The organism is Actinomyces sp. oral taxon 448 str. F0400 (assembly GCF_000220835.1).
In the GTDB taxonomy this organism is placed as follows: domain Bacteria; phylum Actinomycetota; class Actinomycetes; order Actinomycetales; family Actinomycetaceae; genus Actinomyces.
The window spans coordinates 1,059,571-1,074,514 of sequence record NZ_GL985606.1; the positions used below are offsets into that span (position 1 = coordinate 1,059,571).

The 14,944-nt window shown below is 69.4% G+C and carries 9 protein-coding genes; all 9 read left to right on the forward strand.

All coding sequences use genetic code 11. The features are described 5' to 3' along the window. Positions 1-216 precede the first annotated feature (216 nt). The 9 genes from rplJ to HMPREF9062_RS04550 all read left to right on the forward strand — a co-directional run bounded on the left by rplJ (position 217) and on the right by HMPREF9062_RS04550 (position 14,897). Complete coding sequence (gene rplJ / locus HMPREF9062_RS04515) at positions 217-735, forward strand: 50S ribosomal protein L10 (protein ID WP_009748864.1); 519 nt, start codon at positions 217-219, stop codon at positions 733-735. A gap of 127 nt (positions 736-862) precedes the next feature. Continuing rightward, entirely contained in the window at positions 863-1,252 is a 390-nt protein-coding gene (gene rplL, locus HMPREF9062_RS04520) for a 50S ribosomal protein L7/L12 (RefSeq protein WP_009748865.1), read from the forward strand. A 379-nt stretch (positions 1,253-1,631) separates the two neighbouring features. After that, entirely contained in the window at positions 1,632-5,153 is a 3,522-nt protein-coding gene (rpoB, locus tag HMPREF9062_RS04525; protein ID WP_009748867.1) for a DNA-directed RNA polymerase subunit beta, read from the forward strand. Positions 5,154-5,302: 149 nt separating this feature from the next. Beyond that, positions 5,303-9,262, forward strand: a complete 3,960-nt coding sequence (locus tag HMPREF9062_RS04530) for a DNA-directed RNA polymerase subunit beta' (RefSeq protein ID WP_009748868.1) — start codon at positions 5,303-5,305, stop codon at positions 9,260-9,262. 237 nt (positions 9,263-9,499) lie between these two features. After that, positions 9,500-10,618, forward strand: a complete 1,119-nt coding sequence (locus tag HMPREF9062_RS04535; protein WP_009748869.1) for a hypothetical protein — start codon at positions 9,500-9,502, stop codon at positions 10,616-10,618. Between the two features lie 26 nt (positions 10,619-10,644). Further along, positions 10,645-10,785: a hypothetical protein gene (locus tag HMPREF9062_RS12880; protein WP_156789969.1), complete on the forward strand. Its 141-nt coding sequence runs from the start codon at positions 10,645-10,647 to the stop codon at positions 10,783-10,785. Between the two features lie 102 nt (positions 10,786-10,887). Further along, entirely contained in the window at positions 10,888-11,559 is a 672-nt protein-coding gene (locus HMPREF9062_RS04540) for a hypothetical protein (RefSeq protein WP_034253756.1), read from the forward strand. A gap of 46 nt (positions 11,560-11,605) precedes the next feature. Beyond that, positions 11,606-12,124 carry a hypothetical protein gene (locus HMPREF9062_RS04545; protein WP_009748872.1) on the forward strand — a complete coding sequence of 173 codons (519 nt, stop codon included), beginning with the start codon at positions 11,606-11,608 and terminating at the stop codon, positions 12,122-12,124. Between the two features lie 7 nt (positions 12,125-12,131). Continuing rightward, positions 12,132-14,897 (forward strand): VWA domain-containing protein, encoded by a 2,766-nt coding sequence (locus tag HMPREF9062_RS04550; protein WP_009748873.1) that lies wholly within the window; start codon positions 12,132-12,134, stop codon positions 14,895-14,897. Positions 14,898-14,944: the final 47 nt, after the last annotated feature.

Genomic DNA, 14,944 nt, shown 5'->3' on the forward strand with positions numbered 1-14,944 from the left:
GTCGACCTGTAGTGTGTTGCCTGCCAGAGACCGCGGGTCTCCCGGTCTTCGTCAGCAGGGGCTGGCGAGGGCCGGGGCCAAGTCCGACGTCATTCGGAGCCCGCGCAGGTGAGAGACGAGTCCGCTCCGCTTCCGGAGCGCGAGCCCCGTGCCCACCGGCGCGGGGCTTTTCCGATGGTGGCCGAACGCCCGCGGCAGATCACGGAAGGAGGGCCCATGGCACGGCCTGATAAGGAAGCGGCTGTTGCCGAGCTGGCGGACAGGTTCCGCTCCTGCGGCGCCGTCCTGCTGACTGAATACCGCGGGATGAGCGTCGCCGATCTCGAGACGCTGCGTCGTTCCCTCGCCGGTAACGCCCAGTACGCCGTGGTGAAGAACACGCTCACTGCGATCGCCGCCCGCCGGGTCGGGCTGGAGACCTTCGCTGAGAACCTCCAGGGCCCCACGGCCCTGGCCTTCGTCACCGGTGAACCGGTGGAGGCCGCCAAAGCACTGCGTGACTTCGCCAAGGACAATCGGAAGCTCGTGATCAAGGGCGGCGTCATGGACGGCAACGTCATGAACGCCGACGAGGTCGACGCACTCGCGTCGCTCGAATCCCGCGAGGCGCTGCTCGCCAGGACGGCCGGTGCCATGAAGGCGTCGCTGTCCAAGGCCGCGCGTCTCTTCGCGGCACCCGCCTCCACGACGGTCCGCACCGTCGACGCCCTGCGCGAGAAGCGGGCCGCGGCCTGATCTGAACGGCCGCGCGCGCCACCCACATCCACTCACTCCCATCCCTGCGCCGGCCGGCGGCCACCGGCTTTGTCGGCTCCGACATCACCGGCGGTGCAGACCCGTTTTCCAGGAAGGAACGCCCATCATGGCGAAGCTGACCACCGACGAGCTCATTGAGGCCTTCAAGGAGCTCACTCTCATTGAACTGAGCGAGTTCGTTAAGGCTTTCGAGGAGACCTTCGACGTCACCGCGGCCGCCCCGGCCGCCGCCGTCGTCGCCGCCGCCCCGGCCGCCGCCGGCGAGGCCGCCGCCGAGGAGGAGAAGGACGAGTTCGACGTCGTCCTCGAGGCCGCCGGCGACAAGAAGATCCAGGTCATCAAGGAGGTGCGCACCCTGACCTCCCTCGGCCTGAAGGAGGCCAAGGAGCTCGTCGACGGGGCTCCCAAGCCCGTCCTCGAGGGCGCCAACAAGGAGGCCGCCGAGAAGGCCAAGGCTCAGCTCGAGGGCGTCGGCGCCACCGTCACCCTCGCGTGAGGCCGCCCGGCTCCGTTCGACGCCGGTCGGCCGTGCATCCGATCGGGTGCACGGCCGGAGGATCGGGGAGTCCGGCCGGACGGCGCCCCGCCCACCCGACGGGTGGGCGGGGCGCCGTCGTACCCGGGACGGGGCGCGGTCGGGACGTCGAGTGGGGCAGTATGCGCGACTGTGGCGTGAATCGCAAGAACCAGTGCCGTACGGGCATGGTCCGTGGTATGTCAGACGTGTACGCTAGCGCTTTGCGTCCATTGTGTGTACTGGCGTCAGTGGCACTGGTCGACTCCCGACGTCGACCGTCGGGTTCACGCCAGGAGGCCCGTCCCGCACGTACCGCGGTGAGCGCAGAGTGATCCCCGAGATGAGGGAAGGATCCCCTTTGGCTGCCTCGCGCACCTACGCACCTACTGCCGCTGACATCGCCGCGCGAACCGCGTCGCGGCGTATCAATTTTGCGAAGATCGCCGAGCCCATGCAGGCTCCCAACCTTCTCGCCCTCCAGACCGAGAGCTTCGATTGGCTCGTCGGCAATGAGAAGTGGCGCGCTCGAGTCGCCGCCGCGAACGCCGAGCGTCCGGGTTCCCTGCCCGAGACCTCCGGGCTGGAGGAGATCTTCGACGAGATCTCCCCGATCGAGGATTTCGGCGAGACCATGGCACTGTCCTTCCATGACCACCGCTTCGAGGAGCCGAAGTACACGGTTGAGGACTGCCAGGAGAAGGACCTGACCTACTCCGCCCCCCTCTACGTCGTCGCTGATTTCGAAAATTTCCAGACCGGTGAGATCAAATCTCAGACGGTTTTCATGGGTGACTTCCCGCTCATGACCGACAAGGGCACTTTCATCGTCAACGGCTCCGAGCGCGTCGTCGTCTCCCAGCTCGTGCGCTCCCCGGGCGTCTACTTCGAGCGCACTACCGAGAAGGCGTCCGACAAGTACGTCTACAACGTCAAGTTCATCCCCTCGCGCGGCGCCTGGCTCGAGTTCGAGATCGACAAGAACGACCATGTGGCCGTGCGCGTGGACCGCAAGCGCAAGCAGGACATCACCGTCTTCCTCCTGGCCCTGGGCATGGATGAGTCCGAGATCCGCGAGGAGTTCAAGGATTATCCGGCGCTGACCGCCTCCCTGGATGAGGACCGGAAGGTCGCCACCCAGGACGAGGCCCTCCTGGACATCTACAAGAAGATTCGTCCGGGGGAGCCGCCCAGCGTCGAAGCCGGACGCACCCTGCTGGAGAACTTCTACTTCAACGCCAAGCGCTACGACCTGGCCAAGGTCGGCCGCTACAAGATCAACAAGAAGCTCGGCCTGGACGGGGACCTGACCGACTCCGTCCTGCGCATCGAGGACATCACCGCGGCCGTCAAGTACCTTCTGGCCCTGCACGCCGGCGCCGAGACCATCGAGGGCGTGCGCGACGGCGAGATCGTCGACATCACCGTCGAGTTCGATGACATCGATCACCTCGGCAATCGCCGCATCCGCGCCGTGGGCGAGCTCATCCAGTCCCAGGTGCGCACCGGCATGAGTCGCATGGAGCGCCAGGTGCGCGAACGCATGACGACCCAGGACGTCGAGGCGATCACGCCCAACACTCTCATCAATATCCGGCCCGTGACCGCAGCCATCAAGGAGTTCTTCGGAACCTCTCAGCTGAGCCAGTTCATGGATCAGAACAACCCGCTGGCCGGCCTGACCCACAAGCGCCGTCTGTCCGCGCTGGGCCCCGGCGGTCTGTCCCGCGAGCGCGCCTCCATGGAGGTGCGCGACGTCCACACCTCGCACTACGGACGCATGTGCCCCATCGAGTCCCCCGAGGGCCCGAACATCGGCCTTATCGGCTCGCTGGCGACCTTCGCCCGCATCAACCCCTTCGGGTTCATCGAGACGCCCTACCGTGTCGTCGTCAACGGTCAGGTCACCGACGAGACCCACTACCTGACGGCCGACGACGAGGATCGCCACGTCATCGCCCAGGCCAACGTCGAGCTGACCGCCGACGGCCACTTCGCCGAGGACCACGTCCTGTGCCGGGTCACCGGCGGCGAGCCGGCCCTCGTGGCGGCCGGCCAGGTCGACCTCATGGACGTCTCCCCGCGCCAGATGGTCTCGGTGGGCACCTCGCTCATCCCCTTCCTGGAGCACGACGACGCCAACCGGGCCCTCATGGGCGCCAACATGCAACGTCAGGCCGTCCCGCTCATCCGCCCCGACGCCCCGCTCGTGGGCACCGGGATGGAGCGGCGCACCGCCATCGACGCCGGGGACGTGCTCGTGGCCTCCAAGGGAGGCGTCGTCACCGAGGTCTGCGCGGATTTCGTGCGCGTGGCCAATGACGACGGCACCGAGACCGTCTACAAGGCCGCGAAGTTCCGTCGCTCCAACCAGGGCAACTGCTACAACCAGCGCGTCGTCGCCTCCGAGGGCGAGCGGGTCGAGGTCGGTAGCGTTCTGGCCGACGGCCCCGCCACCGACAGCGGCGACCTCGCCCTGGGGCAGAACCTCCTGGTGGCCTTCATGACCTGGGAGGGTCTGAACTACGAGGACGCCATCATCGTCTCCCAGCGCGTGGTGGCCGCGGACATGCTCACCTCGATCCACATCGAGGAGCACGAGGTCGACGCCCGCGACACCAAGCTCGGCGCCGAGGAGATCACCCGCGACATCCCCAACGTGTCCGAGGAGACACTGGCCAATCTCGACGAGCGCGGCATTATTCGCATCGGCGCCGAGGTCCGCTCCGGCGACATCCTGGTCGGCAAGGTGACCCCCAAGGGGGAGACCGAACTGACCAGTGAGGAGCGCCTCCTGCGCGCCATCTTCGGTGAGAAGGCCCGCGAGGTGCGCGACACCTCGCTGCGCGTGCCCCACGGCGAGTACGGCATCGTCACCGGTGTGCGCGAGTTCGACGCCGCCACCGAGGACGCCGAGATGCCCGCCGGCGTCAACCGCATGGTGCGCGTCTACATCGCTCAGCGCCGTAAGATCACCGTGGGTGACAAGCTCTCCGGCCGCCACGGCAACAAGGGCGTCATCTCCAAGATCAACCCGGTCGAGGACATGCCCTTCCTGGCCGACGGCACCCCGGTCGACGTCATCCTCAATCCGCTGGGCGTGCCCAGCCGCATGAATGTCGGCCAGGTCCTCGAACTGCATCTGGGCTGGGTCGCCTCGCGGGGCTGGGACGCCTCGTCCGCCCGCGAGGCCGGTCAGACGTGGGCGGAGCGCCTTCCCGACAACGGCGTCGTCGCCGAGCCGCGGACTCCCGTGGCCACCCCCGTCTTCGACGGCGTGCGCGACGACGAGCTCATGGGCCTGCTGGACTCCACCCTGCCCGACCCCGACGGCGTCCAACTGGTGCGTCCCGACGGCAAGGCTCAGCTCTTCGACGGGCGTTCCGGTGAGCCGTTCCCGTACCCGGTCTCGGTCGGCTACATGTACATCCTCAAGCTTCACCATCTGGTCGACGACAAGATCCACGCCCGATCCACCGGCCCGTACTCCATGATCACCCAGCAGCCGCTGGGCGGTAAGGCGCAGTTCGGCGGCCAGCGCTTCGGCGAGATGGAGGTGTGGGCCATGGAGGCCTACGGCGCCGCCCACGCCCTCCAGGAGCTGCTCACGGTCAAGTCCGATGACGTCAACGGGCGCGTCAAGGTCTACGAGGCCATCGTCAAGGGCGAGGACATCCCCGAGCCCGGCATTCCCGAGTCCTTCAAGGTGCTCATGAAGGAGATGCAGTCGCTGTGCCTGAACGTCGAGGCGCTCGACGCCGAGGGCAATGTCATCGGCCTGGACGACACCGACGACGACGGTCGCCGCGCCTCCGAGGAGCTCGGCTTCGACCTGGGGCGGCGCCCGGGCGGGGCCACCGCCTCGAGTGTCGATGAGATCTGATCCGCCGCAGGCCCCGGTCGGCGGACGGCCGATGCGCGGTGCGCTCCGGCCGCCCCTCCCGGGCCGCCGGGCCCTCGCGCTGTCGTGGAACACGGCGCGACGGCCTTCCCATTCTTCATGAGCTGACCACCTAATCGGAAGTAGGAACTGTGCTCGACGCCAACGTCTTCGACAGGATCCAGCTCGGCCTGGCCACCGCGGAGGACATCAAGTCCTGGTCGCACGGCGAGGTCAAGAAGCCCGAAACCATCAATTACCGCACCCTCAAGCCGGAGAAGGACGGCCTGTTCTGCGAGAAGATCTTCGGTCCCACCCGTGATTGGGAGTGCGCCTGCGGAAAGTACAAGCGCGTGCGCTACAAGGGGATCGTCTGCGAGCGCTGCGGGGTGGAGGTCACCCGCTCCAAGGTGCGCCGCGAGCGCATGGCCCACATCAAGCTGGCGGCGCCCGTGACCCACATCTGGTACTTCAAGGGCGTCCCCTCGCGTCTGGGCTACCTGCTCAACCTGGCGCCCAAGGACCTGGAGAAGGTCATCTACTTCGCCGCCTACATGGTCACCGAGGTCGACGAGGAGGGCCGTCACGACGATCTGCCCAGCCTGCGCAATGAGCTCGAGGTCAAGAAGAAGCACGTCGAGGAGGCCGGACTGGCCGACGTCGAGGCGCGCCAGCAGCGTCTGGAGGCCGATCTCGCCCAGCTCGAGGCCGAGGGCGCCGAGGCCTCCCAGCGCGACAAGGTCCGCAGGACGGCTGAGCGGGAGATGACCGCTCTGCGGCGCAAGAACGCTCGCACTCTGGAGCACATGGACAAGGTGTGGGACCGGTTCGTCAACCTCAAGGTCGGCGACCTCGAGGGCGACGAGATCCTCTACCGCGACATGGTCGCCGACTACGGCATCTACTTCAAGGGCGCCATGGGGGCCGAGGCGATCCAGGCCCGCCTGCGCACCTTCGACCTGGAGGCGGAGGCCGCCTCCCTGACCGAGATCGTCGAGGGCGGCTCCGGCCAGCGCAAGACCCGCGCCATCAAACGGCTGAAGGTCATCAACGCCTTCCGCATCACCGGCACCGCTCCGGAGTCGATGGTCCTGGACAACATCCCGGTCATCCCGCCGGACCTGCGACCCATGGTCCAGCTCGACGGCGGTCGCTTCGCCACATCCGACCTCAACGACCTCTACCGTCGTGTCATCAACCGCAACAACCGTCTCAAGCGGCTCATGGACCTGGGCGCTCCGACGATCATCGTCAACAATGAGAAGCGCATGCTTCAGGACGCCGTCGACGCCCTGTTCGACAACGGACGGCGTGGCCGGCCGGTCACCGGTGTCGGCAACCGGCCGCTGAAGTCCCTGTCCGACATGCTCAAGGGCAAGCAGGGCCGCTTCCGTCAGAACCTGCTGGGCAAGCGCGTGGACTACTCGGGCCGGTCCGTCATCGTCGTGGGTCCCCAGCTCAAGCTGCACCAGTGCGGCCTGCCCAGCCAGATGGCCCTGGAGCTGTTCAAGCCCTTCGTCATGAAGCGGCTCGTCGAGCTCAAGGAGGCCCAGAACGTCAAGGCCGCCAAGCGCATGGTTGAGCGGGCCAACCCCAAGGTCTGGGACGTGCTGGCTGAGGTCATCCGCGAGCACCCCGTGCTGCTCAACCGCGCCCCCACCCTCCACCGGCTGGGCATTCAGGCCTTCGAGCCCCAGCTCATCGAGGGCAAGGCCATCCAGCTCCACCCGCTCGTGTGCGGTGCCTTCAACGCCGACTTCGACGGCGATCAGATGGCCGTTCACCTCCCGCTGGGCGCCGAGGCGCAGGCTGAGGCCCGCATCCTGATGCTCTCGTCCAACAACATCCTCAAGCCCTCCGACGGACGCCCGGTGACCATGCCCAGCCAGGACATGATCATCGGCACCTACTACCTGACCCAGGGTCCCGACCCGGACGTCGAGGTGGCCCGGGACGCCGAGGGCAACGAGATCACCCCGTCCTTCTCCTCCTTCGCGGAGGCCGTCATGGCCTACGACTTCGGCAAGCTCGACGTCAACGCCACCGCCTTCATCCGCTTCGAGGAGGGCATCACCGCCCCCAAGGACTGGCGGGCCCCCGAGGGCTGGACCGAGGGCGACCCGATCACCCTGCGCACCTCGTTGGGGCGGGCCCTGTTCAACACGGCCCTGCCCGAGAGCTTCCCCTACGTGAACTACACGGTGGACAAGAAGCAGCTGGGGAACATCATCAACGCGCTGGCCGAGAACTACCCGCGCGTGGACGTGGCCGCCTCACTGGACGCTCTGAAGGCCAACGGTTTCCATTGGTCGACCTGGTCGGGTATCACGGTCGCCTTCGCCGACGTCGTCTCCCCTCCGTCGAAACTCGAGATCCTCGTGCGCTACGAGGGCGAGGCCGCCGAGATCGAGGAGCAGTTCGAGCTCGGCGCCCTGACCGAGGAGGACCGTTACCAGTCGCTGATCGACATCTGGACCAAAGCGACCGCCGAGGTCGCTGAGGCGATGCGCGCGAACTTCCCCGAGCGCAACACCGTCTTCCAAATGGTCGCCTCCGGAGGCCGCGGCAACTGGGATCAGATCCGCCAGCTCGCCGGGATGCGCGGCCTAGTGGCCGACCCTCGGCAGCGTCTCATCGAACGCCCGATCAAGTCGAACTATCGGGAGGGTCTGAGCGTCCTGGAGTACTTCATCGCCACGCACGGCGCCCGCAAGGGTCTGGCCGACACGGCGCTGCGCACCGCCGACTCCGGGTACCTCACCCGCCGTCTGGTCGACGTCTCCCAGGACGTCATCGTCCGCGAGGACGACTGCGGCACCCGCAAGGGCCTGACCAAACGCCTGTTCACCTGGAAGGACACCGATGGCGAGCCCGTCAAGGTCGTCTCCGACATCCTGGAGACCACCGTCTACGGCACGACGCTGGCTCGCGATGCCGTCGACGCCGAGGGCGACGTGGTCATCGAGGCCGGGACCGACTTGAACGAGACCGCGGTTGCCGCCGCCATCGAGGCCGGCATCGAGGAGGTCGTGTGCCGCTCGGTGTTGACCTGCGACTCCGCCGTCGGCACCTGCGCGGCCTGCTACGGCCGCTCGCTGGCCACCGGTAAGCGCGTCGACATCGGCGAGGCCGTCGGCATCATCGCCGCCCAGTCCATCGGCGAGCCCGGTACGCAGTTGACAATGCGCACCTTCCACACCGGCGGGGCCGCCGGCGCGGCCGACATCACCCAGGGTCTGCCCCGCGTCCAGGAGCTCTTCGAGGCCCGCACGCCCAAGGGTGAGGCCGCCGTGGCGGAGGCCGCCGGCACTCTCGCGATCGATGACGACGCCGACGGCAAGCGCCTGGTCATCCGCCGCGCCGACGGCGAGGAGGACCTCGTCGTCCCCGTCTCGCGCCGCCAGCGTCTGCTGGTCGTCGACGGCGACCGCGTCGAGCCCGGTGACGCCCTGACCGAAGGGCCGGTCGACCCCAAGAAGGTCCTGCGCCTGCGCTCGGTGAGCTCGACCCAGCGTCATCTGGTGGACGAGGTTCAGGAGGTCTACCGCTCTCAGGGCGTGGACATTCACTCCAAGCACATCGAGGTCATCGTGCGTCAGATGCTGCGTCGCGTCACGGTGCTCGAGGCCGGCGACACGGCGCTGCTCCAGGGCGACCTGGTCGACGTCATGCACTTCCGCGCCGAGAACCGCCGCGTGGTGGCCGAGGGCGGCAAGCCCGCCTCCGGGCGCACCGAGCTCATGGGCATCACCAAGGCCTCCCTGGCGACGGACTCGTGGCTGAGCGCCGCGTCCTTCCAGGAGACCACTCGCGTGCTCACCGAGGCCGCCATGAACGGCAAGTCGGACCCGCTGCTGGGCCTGAAGGAGAACGTCATCCTCGGAAAGCTCATCCCCGCCGGTACGGGGCTGGCCCGTTACTCGGACATCGAGGTCGAGCCGACCGAGGAGGTCAAGGCGGAGGTCTTCTCCCACTCCAGCTTCGGCGACGACGTGTTCGGCGTCGGCGAGTCCGTGGCTCTGGACGACTTCTCCTTCGGGGGCGGGTTCAGTGCGGACTTCTCCGACGATTTCCGCACCGGTTTCTCCTCCAGCGAGGACTACCAGTTCTGAGGCGCCTCGGCGCGAGACCGACATCGCGGGCCGGGACCGACGACGCCGTCGTCGGTCCCGGCCCGCGGCGCCGGTTCGGGCGGGTCCGAAGCGACCAGAGGGGCTCGGGGCGGGTCGGGGAACCGTGGTGCGGGGAGGGGGAGGGCACGACGTGACGCACGTCGGTGACGTCCACAGGCGGAGGGCGTAGCCTCGTCCAGACAGTCCGACAGCCGTCCGCGTCTTACGGGAGCGCTCTTGTCCACCTCCACACCGCCCGAACCCCGTTCGTACGACCCCGCGTCCGGGACGCCGCGTCCCGCCGAACGCACCAGCATCCTGGGCCGCACCGGATCCTCCGAGCCGGTCGACTCGGAGGCGACCCAGGCCCTGCCCGCCGACTGGGCCGCGGGGCAGCCCGCCACCTCGGTCATGCCCGCCGGTGCGGACGGGTCGGCCGGCGAGCAGCCCGCCACCTCGGTCATGCCCGCCGGTGCGGGCGAGTGGTCCGGTCAGCCTCCCGCCGCCTACGCCCCGGCGCCGGCGGTTCAGGCCCCTGCGGCCTCCCAATGGAACCAGCCGATGCCTCAGGCTCAACCGATGGTTCAGGCTCAACCGATGGTTCAGCCCCAGCCGGCGGTCCAGCCCCAGCCTGAGGCGCTGCCGCGGCGAGGCGGATCCCGCAGGCGGCGCACGATGGCCACTCCGATCGGGACCGTTCTGATGCTGGCCTCGGTGGTGCTGCTGGGGTGGGGCGTCTACACGCTGCTGACCTCGTTCCACGTCTTCGACGTCGTCCTTAACGGCGCCGAACCCGTCGACCAGACCGCCCTCAAGGCCATCGGCGCGGGAGCGCTCCTGGCCTTCGTCGCCGTCATCACGGCGATCGTTGCCTGCACCCGGGCCCGCCCCAAGACGGCGGCCACCCTGCTGCTGATCGGTTCTCTCGTCCTCCCGTTGGTCGCCACCGGCGTGGGCGCCTACTACGGCGGCACTCAGCTGAAGGACCAGACCGTCGCCGAGGCCAAGGAGCGGGGGAGCATGCTCGACACCTCGCAGATCGCGGCCGCCCTCGACCAGGTCAAGGTTGCGGGCGTCAATGTGACGGGGCCCTGGCGCGACGAGTTGACGCGGATCATCCAGAACGGTGGCGATATCGGCAATATCGGCGACCACAACGGCAACGGGAGCGGCGGCGGCAACGGCAATAACGGCGGCGCCGGCGACCACAACGGCAACGGAAGTGGCGGCGGCAACGGCAATAACGGCGGCGCCGGCGACCACAACGGCAACAACGGCAACAACGGCTCCGGCGATCACGGCGGCGGTCACGGGAACAACGCCGGTGAGGGGGGTCAGGGAGACACCCAGGGGTAGGGAGACACCCAGGGGTGAGGCGCGACATGGTCTCAGTCCCCCGTCGCAGCGCGCCTCTGGTGGACGCGGATGGTGACTGCGCGGATGCCGGGAACGATACGACGCGCTGGAACCAGTGCAACGGTCACGACTTCGTCGTCGCGCGGCCGGCCTATTCGACCTTCTGATGTCCGCCGCACCCGGTACCGTTGCGCGTGGACGGCGGTGACCGCCGCCTCATTCCGCAGTCCCGTCAACCTCGGCCCCGCCCTCCGAAGGAGCCCGCTTCGATGTCCGCTCTCCCGTCGCCCGACCCCAGCGCCGATCTTGACGGCGACCCCGGTGCCGTCGGTCGGCCGGCCCTCGGCGGTGCCGGGGCGCCCGAAGCGGATGCCACAGGACCCGGGCGGCCCATGCAGTTCGCGGATGCGCCCCCGATGGGATGGGGTGTCGAGGACGTCGTCGAGCCGCGGGCGCCCAGCAGGAGAGCGCGCCGGCCCCGCATATCGAGGGCGCTGCCGGTCGGCGTCGTGATCGGCCTCCTGGGGACGGGGGTGCTGACGTGGGGGTGCTACGACCTGCTCGCCTCCGTCGACGTCTTCGACGTCGCACTCGACGGTGCGCCGCTGATCAACCGGGTCGACGCGGTGATGATCGTCCTCGGACCGCTGCTGCTCCTGATCGCCTTCATCACCGCGATCGTGGCTCTCGTGCGCTCGGCGGTGCGATGGCCGGCGGCCCTGTTGGTGATCGCGCTGCTGCTGGCGCCCCTGCCCCTGGCCGGGGCCGGGCTGGTCCAGGGGACGCGCACGTTTAAGGAGGAGACGATGGCCAGCGCGAACGCCTACGCCGGGCGGGTCGACCCTCAGACGGTGGACGCGGCATTCGACCGTCTCAGGGACAGGGGCGTATCCGTCCCGGGGCGCGACAAGATCATGGAGATCCTGCGGAGCGGCGAATGATGACGACGTTTTTGAAGGGAGACCGGGCGGCTGAGGAGGGGCAACGATGACCTCGAGACCGAACATCCCGTCCGCGGGCGCCTGGGACGCCTCGCCCGCGTTCGGTGGGGAGGACCGGCGGGCCGGCTCGCCGAACGCGCCGGCCGGGGATCCGATCGACGGCCCCTCGACCTCCGGGGCCGGCATCGGGAGTCGTGCCGACGTCATATCCCCGGACGACTCACCCTTCGGCGGCGAATCCTTCGGCGGTCAGCCGCAGACGCTCCGCCCGGTCTCAGCGCCGGTGGCCTACTTGTACGCCTCGATGCTGGCCGTCCTGGTCTCACTCGTCCTGACGGCTCTGGCGGGTTCTCTCCTCCTGTCCGCGGCCGCCTGGCTCCTGTCCGTGACTCTGGGACTGGGACTGGCCATGGTGTTCGTCGTCAGGGACACCGCTCGGCAGGCCAGTCCCTGGTACGACCATCAGCCTCTTCCGGCGCTCCTGTACCGGGTGAGCATCGTCGTCGCCCTGGTCGGCATCGTCGCGGCCTGCGCGCGGATCGCCCTGTTCGTGGGAAGGATGTGATCGGCCCATGACGCGGCCCGCGATGACGGCCTCGCCCATCCGCCGGGCGATCACGCTGGCGGCCGTCCTCCTGTGCGCCCTGTGTCTGACCCCGCCGACCCTCCCGGGTCCGACGCCCCCCGCCAGGGCTCTCCCGCAGCAGGCCGAACAGACCGACCGATCGGGACCGTCTGAGCCGGCCGAACCGTCCGACCAGCCCGCTGGCCAGCAGGGCGGTCTGTCCGAGTTCGGCTCGTGCCTGGCCGGTAGCGGCCAGGGGTCTGTGGTCATCCTCATGGACCAGTCCGGTTCCCTGCGCACCACCGACCCCGACCGGGCGAGGGTGAGGGCCGCCCAGTACCTGGCCGAGCGCCTGGCGTCCTTCTCGACGACGAACGGCATCACGTTGAACGTGCACGTCGCCGGCTTCGCCGCCTCCTACGCGGGCGCGGGCGATTGGACCGCGTTGACGCCGGACACGCTGGAAACGGTCAAGAGCCGGATCTCCGCCGTCGGCGATGACGTCCAGGATTACGACACGGACTACTGGAACGCCCTGGAGGGCGCCCGCCAGGATCTGGTCGACCACGACGCCTCCGGCTGCCGGGCGGTGGCGTGGCTCTCCGACGGCGAGTACGACCTGGACATGCGCGACTCCGGGGCCGGTCAGGACATCGGGACCGACAAGCCCTACGCCCCGGGCGTCCGGCTCGACTCCGAGGACGGGGTCGCTCAGGCGGAGCAGGCGGGGACGGCCGATATCTGCCGCCCCACCGGCGTCGCCGACCAGCTGCGCTCCTCGGGGGTGACCCTCCTGGGGCTCGGTTTGAGCGATGGGGGCGCCGACTTCACCTTCATGAGACGGATCGTTGGCGGCGGCGGGACGAATGCCGCCGCCAACGGCGTGGAGTCGTGCGGGGACGTGTCCTCGCCCACCGGCTCGTTCTACCCCGTCTCCGACATCGACTCCCTGCTGATGGCCTTCGATTCCATCTCGGCCGCGGGAACGACGGTGCGCTCGGACTCGGTGAGCGTCTGCCAGGGCGGCGCCTGCGCTGAGGGGGAGTCGAGCTTCGTCGTCGACGGCTCCCTCCAGGACGTGCACGTGCTGGCCTCCTCCGACGTCGACGGCCTCGAGGCCCGCCTCTACCCGCCCGGGGCGAGCGACCCGATCGTCATGTCGCAGACCACCGGGCCTCAGACCGCCGACGGCGTGAGCTACGAGTGGCTGACCGGGCGCACCCTCCAGGTCGACCTCGCCGCCGACTCGGCCCCGACCTGGGACGGGCAGTGGCGCCTGTCCTTCATCGACGAGCAGTCCCGGACCGAGGGCGAGAAGGTCAACGTCAACCTCCACCTGTCCTCGCCGCTGACCCTGGCCTGGCAGGATCTGGCGACCACCGAGCTGCGCCAGGGCGAGACCGTCGACGACGTGCGACTCGCACTCCTCGACCACGCCGGCGGCCGGCCCGTGGACACCTCCCGTCTGACGGGCGCCCTCTCCGCCACCGTGACCCTGACCGACTCGAAGGGGACGAGTACGACCCTCTTCGAGTCCGACGACGTCGAGGATCTGAACCGGCCGGTCAATATCCCCGTCGGGCGGGATGTGGCCCTCGGCGAGGCGAGCGTGACGACATCGGTGACCGTCACCACTGCGCCCGCCACGGGCGCGGACGGCGGCCGGGTCGACGGGACGACCCTGGCGCCGACGCAGGCGACGACGACCGTCTCGATCAACCCGCCGCTGGACTTCCCGACCCTGGCCTCCCCGATCGACTTCGGCCGCCTGGAGGAGGACACGACGGCGCATGCGGCCCTGGCCGTCACCGGGCCCGGTTGCGTCTGGGTGCCCCCTGACGCCGTCACCCTGACGGGTGCGCCCGCGCAGGCGGGCGCGATCACGGTCGTCTCCGACGCCTCCTCGCAGGACTCCTGCGTCAGCGTTCCCGAGGGGCGGACCGCCGAGCTCGGACTGGACCTGTCGGCCGACTCCCACGCCAACGGCGCGGTCACGGGCAGCGCCTCGGTCATGGTGGCCCCGCTCGACGAGCCGGATCGCGCCCAGGCGGTCGACGTGCCCCTTCGGGCGGAGATGCGCCGGCCGCTCGACGTGGGGACGGCGTGGACCGCCTTCGCCATCGCGCTGGCCGCGGGCATCGGCGTCCCCGTCGGCCTGCTGTACCTGTTCACGTTCCTCGCCGCCCGCATCCCTCCGGGCACCATCGCCGTGGCGAGCACGGTCGTCGACGTGCCGGACGACGGCACGAGCGCCGTCATCGACGTCCCCTCCCGGGAGTGGACGTGGGTGTCCGTGCCCAGGGGCGCGCGCGAGGTGACGGTCGGCCCCTGCGTCCTGCGCACGCGGGTGGGCGTGTGGCCGACCCGCGTGCCCTACGCCGTCGTCGTCGCGCCGCGCGCGCCCTCGGTCTCCGGCGCCCCCGTCGGCCAGCGCGGGGGACGCGCCACCGTTCCCGTGAGTCTGAGGGGCAACTGGATCGCTATCCTCGACCAGCCCGACTCCCCCCGCCGCGTCACCCTCGTCATGGTGGCCCAGGGGACCGCCGAGGTTGCCAGGGACCGGCTCGTGGATAGGGCCGGCCGTGAGCTGGCCGCCCGCGTCGCCCGCCTCCGCCCGCAGGCGGGGGCCGGAGCCCGTCCGGACGACGCCGGCGGCGGCTCGACGGGGCTCGCGGACGACGCCGGAGGAGCGGCCGCCTCGACGACCTCATCCTCCGGGCTGCCGACGCTCAGCGAGGACGACCCGTTCGCCGGGTACACCTCCTCCCGATAGCGGGCCCTCCGGATAGTGAACAGCTGACCCGGCGGTGGGCGCCGGAG